The organism is Mycobacterium sp. IS-2888 (assembly GCF_001954215.1).
Lineage (GTDB): Bacteria > Actinomycetota > Actinomycetes > Mycobacteriales > Mycobacteriaceae > Mycobacterium.
Map to the genome: position 1 here is coordinate 1 of NZ_MBET01000088.1, position 5,451 is coordinate 5,451.

A 5,451-nucleotide genomic window follows, 5' to 3' on the forward strand; every position below is an offset into this window, starting at 1 on the left:
GGCCGCGCGCAGCGCGATGGACGGTATGCGCGCGGTGCGGGCCGCCGGGTCGCGTTCGTCGGCGTAACCGGTGTCGTCCAGGGCCACCACCCGCGGGGTGCGGGCGCGCACCACCGGCCGGGCCGCCACGATGTCGTGCGCCCATCCGCCGCGCACCAGCGCCTGCGCCTCTGCGGTGCGGGCATAGCCCCCGATCAGCGCCGCACACCGCGCCTGATGCGCGCGCAGCATCGCCACCTCGCGGGCATGGGGGTACGGCGCCCGCGGCTCGGCCAGGCTGTCGTCGGCGTCGGCCCAGACCATGACCAGGCCCAGGTCGGACATCGGCGCGAACACCGCGCTGCGGGTGCCGATCACCAGCCGGGCGCTGCCCCGCAGCGCGGCGAGCCAGCGCCGGTAGCGTGCGGCCGGCCCGAGGCCCGCCGACAGCGCGACCACGCCGCGTTCCTCGATCCGGGCCGTCGCGGAGCGACACAGCGCGTCCAGATCGCGCTGATCGGGCACGATCGCCAGCACCGCGCGGCCGGCGCGGATGGTCTGCGCGGCGGCCTCGGCGAACCGGTCCGCCCACGACTCGCCCGGCAGCGCCTGCCACACCGCGCGCGCCGCACGCGACTCGGCCAGGGCGGCAAGGAACTGCCCGCCGCGGGCGTAGAGCTCCCAACCCGACGGGTCGACCGGTGCCGGCGGCGCCGGGTCCGGCTCGGACGCCGCGGTTTCCCGCTCCACCCTGGCGTGCCTGGCCGGGACGGCCAGGCGCAGCACGTCCGGCCGGGTGCCGGCGTACCGCGCGGCCACCGCGTCGACCAAGCGGCGGATCTCCGCGGTGAGTACCGGTTCGGGCGACACGACGCGATCGAGCCAACCCAGCTTGCCGACGTGATCGGTGTCGTTGCGGCGTTCGAGCACGAATGCGTCGACCAGCCGGCCGTGAAAACGCACCCGCACCCGGACCCCCGGCTGCGCATCGTCGGACTGCTCGGCCGAGACCAGGTAGTCGAATTCGCGATCGAGGTGCGGGACCGACAGCATCGGCAGCACCCTGGCGATGGGCTCCACCTCGACGGGTGTGCGCGGTTTGGGAGTCACGCTGCCTCGCGAGATGTGTTGCTACCCTTGGCTTTCAATGCGGTCGGCGGTGTCATCGGCGGGTTGGTCTCGGCCGAAAAAGAAACCGGCGGTGATCAAGATCTGGGCCGCGGCGTACGTCCACCAGATCGGCACCGCGAGTGCCTCGTTGCCCAGGATGAACCGCCCGATGCCGATCATCGCGTCAGACACGGCGAAACACACGGCCCCCACCGCGGTCCAGATCGTCGGCAGCCCGGCCAACAGCGCCGCACACACCATGGCGGTCAGCGCGACGATGTAGGCCGTTACCGAAAGCTTGTCCTTGCCCAGATGCGGCCACAGCCATGCCAGCAGCGACGTCGTCGCCACGCACATCACGGCGACGGCGGCCAGCCGCGGACGCGACCGTGCGCGCGCCAGGGGAAGCAGCGCGCCCAGAAAACACAGGTGCGCCAACAGGAACGCGGCCAACCCGCCGACGAACGACGGTCCCCACCACGGGATCGCCAGCAGCCAGTCGCCGACGGCCGACAGCAGCAGCGCCGGCATCAGCCAGCGCCGCTCGCGCACCACGGCGTGCGCCACCGCGGCGGCCGTCAGCAAAAGCGCCATCGACGCCTTGAACGGCGGCTGCAGAACCCAATGGCCGGTCAGCTCGATGCCCGGCGGCGAGCGCAACGCGATCACCGTCAGGTAGATGCCGTAGCCGAGTCCCGCCCAGCCGGCCACCACCCAACACCCGACCACCAGGCGGGATGCGTACGGTACCTCCATGCCCGACTTGGAGAAAAAAGCCGACGAGATCGACCCCATCCTGCTGAAGGTACTGGATGCGGTTCCGTTCCGGCTATCGACCGACGACGGCGTCGACGCTGCGCGCCAGCGGTTCCGCGACCTGCCGCGCCGCTCCTTGCACCCCGAATTGCGGGTTGAGGACCGGACCATCGACGGCCCGGCGGGGCCCATCGGCATCCGGATCTATTGGCCGCCAACCGATTCCGAAGCCACTCCGCCGAACGCCGGCTGGCCGGTCGTCGTGTTTTTCCATGGCGGCGGCTTCGTCGTCGGCGACCTCGACACCCACGACGGGACGTGCCGCCAGCACGCGGTGGGCGCGCACGCGATCGTGGTGTCCGTCGACTACCGGTTGGCGCCCGAGCACCCGTACCCGGCCGCGGTCGAAGACGCTTGGGCCGCAACGCTTTGGGTCGCCGAGCATGGCGCCGAGATCGGCGCCGACAGCAGCCGCATGGCGGTGGCCGGGGATTCGGCCGGCGGCACGATCTCGGCGGTGATGGCCCAGCGCGCCCGCGCCGGCAACGGCGGACCGGCGTTGGTGTTTCAGCTGCTGTGGTATCCGTCCGCGATGTGGGACCCGTCGCTGCCGTCGTTCACCGAAAACGCCTCGGCGCCAATCCTCGACACCCGCGCCGTCGCCGCGTTCTCCCGGTGGTACGCCGGCGAAATCGACCTGTCCGATCCGCCTCCCGGGGTAGCGCCGGGCCGGGCGAAAGACCTGGCCGGCGTGGCGCCGGCCTACATCGGTGTCGCCGGCCACGATCCGCTGCGCGACGACGGCATCCGGTACGGCGAGCTGCTGGCCGCCGCCGGTGTGCCGGTGGAGGTGCACAACGCCGAGACGATGGTGCACGGCTACCTCGGCTACGCCGGTGTGGTGCCCGCCGCCACCGCCGCGCTGGATCGCGGGCTGGCGGCGCTGCGCACTGCGCTGTACAGGTAAATCCCTGGCGTATGTTGTACCAATGATTGAGCCCACCATCGCCCGACCAGGCATCGATCCGACGTTCAAGACGCTGCTCGACGCCTACCCGATGACCTTCAAGGCAACCGACGGCGTCGAGGTCGCCCGCGCGCGGCTCAAGCAGCTCCAGGTGCCGGTGGAAATGCTTCCGCAGCTGCGGGTCGAGGAGCGGACGATCGGGCACGGCGAGCTCAGCGACATTCCCGTGCGGATCTACTGGCCGGCCGAGGTGGATACGCCGTTGCCCGTCGTCGTCTTCTATCACGGCGGCGGTTTCGCGCTGGGCGACCTGGACACCCACGAGCCCGTCGCCCGCGCGCACGCCGTCGGCGCCCACGCCATCGTGGTGTCCGTCGACTACCGGCTCGCCCCGGAACACCCGTTCCCCGCCGCCGTCAACGACTCCTGGGCCGCCCTGCAGTGGGTCGCCGAGCACGCCGCCGAGCTGGGCGGCGACCCGGACCGGATCGCCGTCGCCGGCGACTCGGCGGGCGGCAACCTGGCCGCGGTCATGGCGCACCTGGCACGCGAGAACGGCGGGCCCGAGCTGGCGTTCCAGCTGCTGTGGTACCCGGTCGTCACCGCCGATCTGTCACTGCCGTCGTATACCGAGAACGCCACCGCGCCGATCCTGGACCGCGACGTCATCGACGCCTTCCTGACCTGGTACCTGCCCGGCATCGACATCAGCGACCCCACGACGCTGCCGGTCACCCTCGCCCCGGCCAACGCCCCGGACCTGTCCGGTCTGCCGCCCGCCTACATCGGGACCGCCGAACACGATCCGCTGCGCGACGACGGGGCACGCTACGCCCAGCTGCTCAACGCCGCGGGCGTGCCCGCCGAATTGAGCAACGAGCCGACCCTGGTGCACGGCTACGCCAGCTTCGCCCTCGTGATCCCCGCGGCCGCCGAGGCCACTAACCGAGGGCTGGCCGCGCTGAAGAAGGCGCTGCACCCCTAAGGCGCTGCGCCCTGGCGTGAATACGCGCTGGGCGCCACGCCGTACCAGCGTTTGAACGCATGCGAAAACGTCGAGACTTCGGTGTAACCCAGCCGCGTGGACACCTCCTCCACCGTCAGCCCGACATTGCGCAACAAGTCCACCGCCACGGTGGATCTCGCTTCGTTGAGCAGCGCGCGGAACGACGTTCCTTCGTCGGCGAGCCGCCGGCGCAGCGTTCGCGGATGGACGTCGAGTTCCTCGGCGATGTCGGGAAGCGTTGGGAACACACCGGAATCGCGGAACAGCTTGCTGCGCACGAGCGCGGTGATCCCTCGGCGGCCCTGGCTGTTCTGCATCAGCACGTCGCACTGCGCCATGCAGATTTCCAGCGTGTGCCGGTCCGCCTGCGGCAGCGGCTCGTCGAACATGGCGCGCGGAATACGCACCCTGTTGTGCGCCCGGCCGAACGCGACGTCGTGCACGGGCACGAGGTCGAGCAGCGGCCGCAGCAGTTCCTCGTCGACCGCCAGTTCGGCTGATACCTGGTCGGCGTATTTCTCCGCGACGGGCAGCACGAAAGTGTTTGTGGTCGCGAGGATTCCAGCGATGTCGCGCTCGATGAAGAAGGCCCGCACATCCGCGGGCAGGTGGTCGGCGTCGAGCTCGATGACACAGTCCTCGGCGGTTTCGAACAACGCGAGGTTGATCTGCATCGTGGTCAGCGCGAAATAGCGCATCGCGATGGAAAACAGTTCCCGAAGGGTGCCGCACGACATGACGGCAAACCCGAACAATCCCAAATGGGTAAGCGTGGACCGGCTGCCCACATCGACGCCGATGCCGGCCTCGCCCGGAAGCCGGGCGAGCACGCGGCGCACCGCCTCGATCTCGTCCAGGGCGCTGACCATGGTGTCGGGGTTGTTCAGGTCGGCAGGGCCGATGGCGGTGCCCGCCAGCACCTCGCTCGTCGGCACCCCGTGTTCGTTGGCCACCTCGCACAGCACCCGGGTCGCGTGCACGGTGTGACTCAGCGTCGGCGGTTGGTCCATGCGATGTCCTAAACTCCCAACTCCTTGTCCGATAATCTCATTACTCCGCACCGCCGTCACCCCTACAGTTGAGTCATGGCGACCCTCACCGCTGAGCGGCCGCTGGCGGGCCCCGCCAGACGCCTGAGCTTTTGGACGATGACGCGCGAGGCCCTCACCGTCGGATTCGACGTGGGCGACGGATTCATGAGCCGGATATCCGGCAGCGATATCGTCCGATTCCGTTGCGCCAGTAGGCGTTTCGTTTCGATCAGTCACCCCGACTACGTCGATCACGTGCTACACGAGGCGCGGCTGAAATACGTCAAGTCATCCGAGTACGAGCCGATACGCGCCACCGCCGGCATCAACCTGCTGACCGACGAGGGCGATTCCTGGGCGGCGCACCGCGGCCAGCTGAACCCGACCTTCGCCCGGCGCCACCTGAACGGCATCGTCGACCTGATGATCGACCCGATCGCGGCCGTCACCGACGAGCTGCCGACGGGCACGCGCTTCGACATCCACCAGACGATGGTCCAGGCGACGCTGCGCGTGGTCGCCAATTCCCTGTTCAGCCAGGACTTCGGGCCGCTGGTGGAAAGTATGAACGACCTGGCGACGCGCGGGCTGCGGCATGCGGA

5 protein-coding genes and 1 pseudogene are annotated in these 5,451 nt (G+C 70.0%); 3 read left to right on the plus strand and 3 right to left on the minus strand.

The genetic code is table 11. The annotated features are described in order from the left end of the window. Both A5745_RS15875 and A5745_RS15880 read right to left on the minus strand, forming a co-directional pair. A pseudogene (locus A5745_RS15875) lies at window positions 1–1,089 on the minus strand (primosome assembly protein PriA); the annotation flags it as partial. Between the two features lie 21 nt (window positions 1,090–1,110). Further along, complete coding sequence (locus tag A5745_RS15880; protein ID WP_076117201.1) at window positions 1,111–1,845, minus strand: lysoplasmalogenase; 735 nt, start codon at window positions 1,843–1,845, stop codon at window positions 1,111–1,113. Here A5745_RS15880 and A5745_RS15885 point away from each other — a divergent pair. Continuing rightward, window positions 1,844–2,812 carry an alpha/beta hydrolase gene (locus A5745_RS15885; RefSeq protein WP_076063009.1) on the plus strand — a complete coding sequence of 323 codons (969 nt, stop codon included), beginning with the start codon at window positions 1,844–1,846 and terminating at the stop codon, window positions 2,810–2,812. The two genes, A5745_RS15880 and A5745_RS15885, sit on opposite strands and share 2 nt — an antisense overlap. Window positions 2,813–2,834: 22 nt before the next feature. Beyond that, a complete protein-coding gene (locus A5745_RS15890; protein ID WP_076117203.1) occupies window positions 2,835–3,797 on the plus strand; it encodes an alpha/beta hydrolase in 963 nt (320 codons plus the stop codon). Here the strand turns inward: A5745_RS15890 and A5745_RS15895 are convergent. Beyond that, the gene (locus A5745_RS15895; protein ID WP_076117205.1) at window positions 3,794–4,828 is read right to left on the minus strand and encodes an AraC family transcriptional regulator; all 1,035 of its coding nucleotides are present in this window, start codon (window positions 4,826–4,828) and stop codon (window positions 3,794–3,796) included. The two genes, A5745_RS15890 and A5745_RS15895, sit on opposite strands and share 4 nt — an antisense overlap. 75 nt (window positions 4,829–4,903) lie before the next feature. Between A5745_RS15895 and A5745_RS15900 the strand changes: the two genes are divergently transcribed. Then, window positions 4,904–5,451 (plus strand): cytochrome P450 (locus A5745_RS15900; RefSeq protein WP_139329646.1); only part of this gene is annotated, 548 nt, incomplete at its 3' end.

Bases quoted from the DNA above. Each gene is read 5' to 3' on its own strand.
- A5745_RS15885 (WP_076063009.1), top strand. From the start codon at position 1,844: ATGCCCGACTTGGAGAAAAAAGCCGACGAGATCGACCCCATCCTGCTG.
- A5745_RS15880 (WP_076117201.1), bottom strand. From the start codon at position 1,845: ATGGAGGTACCGTACGCATCCCGCCTGGTGGTCGGGTGTTGGGTGGTG.
- A5745_RS15890 (WP_076117203.1), top strand. From the start codon at position 2,835: ATGATTGAGCCCACCATCGCCCGACCAGGCATCGATCCGACGTTCAAG.
- A5745_RS15895 (WP_076117205.1), bottom strand. From the start codon at position 4,828: ATGGACCAACCGCCGACGCTGAGTCACACCGTGCACGCGACCCGGGTG.